The sequence below is a fragment of the Bartonella sp. PS17NMGDW genome (genome assembly GCF_042193555.1).
GTDB classification, from domain to species: domain Bacteria; phylum Pseudomonadota; class Alphaproteobacteria; order Rhizobiales; family Rhizobiaceae; genus Bartonella; species Bartonella grahamii.
In genome coordinates this window covers 1-991 of the sequence record NZ_JBHILY010000078.1, presented here as the reverse complement: position 1 = coordinate 991, position 991 = coordinate 1, and the positions used below count along the sequence as shown (strand labels likewise).

Sequence of the window (991 nt, the reverse complement as noted above, 5' to 3'; positions counted from 1 at the left end):
CCATAACCTATTGTCCACACCCCAATGGCATCTTTATAGGCGTTCAAACGCAAACCTTCCCACTGTTTGATAAGTGCAAGTCCTTCTGATGATATTTTTCGCATGTGTTGCTCCATAAAAAAGCCCCACACAAGGCGGGGATGAGTGAATATTAAAAATTGCAATTATTGCCTTTTATTAAAAATCTCGTTTCATGTAACTTTTTTCTGTGTTATACGTTACATGAAACATAATGGAGATTTTGTTATGGCTACAATGCACGTCAATGAACGCGTTCAAAAACATCGCAACGCACAAAGAAAAGCAGGTTTGCGTTTAATGCAAATTTGGGTACCAGATATTCGCCAACCGAACTTTGCAGAAGAGTGCCGACGCCAATGTCGCTTAGTCGCAAAAATGGATAAAACAGATACATCTATGCAGTTGTTGATGGATCAATCTTTAATGGATGTTGATGGCTGGACAGAATAATGCGTGGATCTCTCGTCACAATAGCTATGCAAGGCGATTTTGGTAAACCAAGACCTGCGTTAATCATTCAAGCTAATCAATTCAGTGAGCATACAAGTGTAACGGTTTTACCCATTACTAGCACACTTGTTGATGCGCCATTACTCCGCATTACGATTCAGCCAACCGCTAAAAATGGTTTGCAAAAACCTTCGCAAGTCATGATTGATAAGATTATGACGGTAAGATGTGAAAAAGTTAGTCCAGCTTTCGGCTCCATTCATGCAGATAAAATGGTAGAAATTGAACGCTGTTTAGCTGTATTTTTAGGAATAGTAAAATAGAAATAGTATTTCTTTTTATCATCATAAAATAGCTTTGTTTATCTATCCTCTTCATCCATATGGATGACGCCTTCGCCTTCGTCACATGCGTTTGGTGGGGCGTTTGGATCAAGGGTATCATCCTTGTCTGGTGTTGTGTTTGCAACGTTTCCAGCCGCATCTTCTTGTGATGCATCAAAAAGTTCGCACTCTATTTT

Annotated in this window: 3 protein-coding genes and 1 pseudogene; 2 read left to right on the top strand and 2 right to left on the bottom strand. The window is 39.5% G+C overall.

From position 1 onward, the window contains the following. Window positions 1-104: lysozyme (locus tag ACFIJK_RS09360; protein ID WP_375627597.1), on the bottom strand; the 104-nt coding region annotated here is incomplete at its 3' end. A 142-nt stretch (window positions 105-246) separates the two neighbouring features. Here ACFIJK_RS09360 and ACFIJK_RS09355 point away from each other — a divergent pair. Both ACFIJK_RS09355 and ACFIJK_RS09350 read left to right on the top strand, forming a co-directional pair. Beyond that, the gene (locus ACFIJK_RS09355; RefSeq protein WP_273791685.1) at window positions 247-471 is read left to right on the top strand and encodes an antitoxin MazE family protein; all 225 of its coding nucleotides are present in this window, start codon (window positions 247-249) and stop codon (window positions 469-471) included. Beyond that, window positions 471-794, top strand: a complete 324-nt coding sequence (locus ACFIJK_RS09350) for a type II toxin-antitoxin system PemK/MazF family toxin (protein WP_273791686.1) — start codon at window positions 471-473, stop codon at window positions 792-794. Before ACFIJK_RS09355 ends, ACFIJK_RS09350 begins: the two co-directional genes overlap by 1 nt. A 38-nt stretch (window positions 795-832) precedes the next feature. Here ACFIJK_RS09350 and ACFIJK_RS09345 read toward each other — a convergent pair. After that, a pseudogene (locus ACFIJK_RS09345) lies at window positions 833-991 on the bottom strand (late control protein); the annotation flags it as partial.

Bases quoted from the DNA above. Each gene is read 5' to 3' on its own strand.
- ACFIJK_RS09355 (WP_273791685.1), top strand. From the start codon at position 247: ATGGCTACAATGCACGTCAATGAACGCGTTCAAAAACATCGCAACGCA.
- ACFIJK_RS09350 (WP_273791686.1), top strand. From the start codon at position 471: ATGCGTGGATCTCTCGTCACAATAGCTATGCAAGGCGATTTTGGTAAA.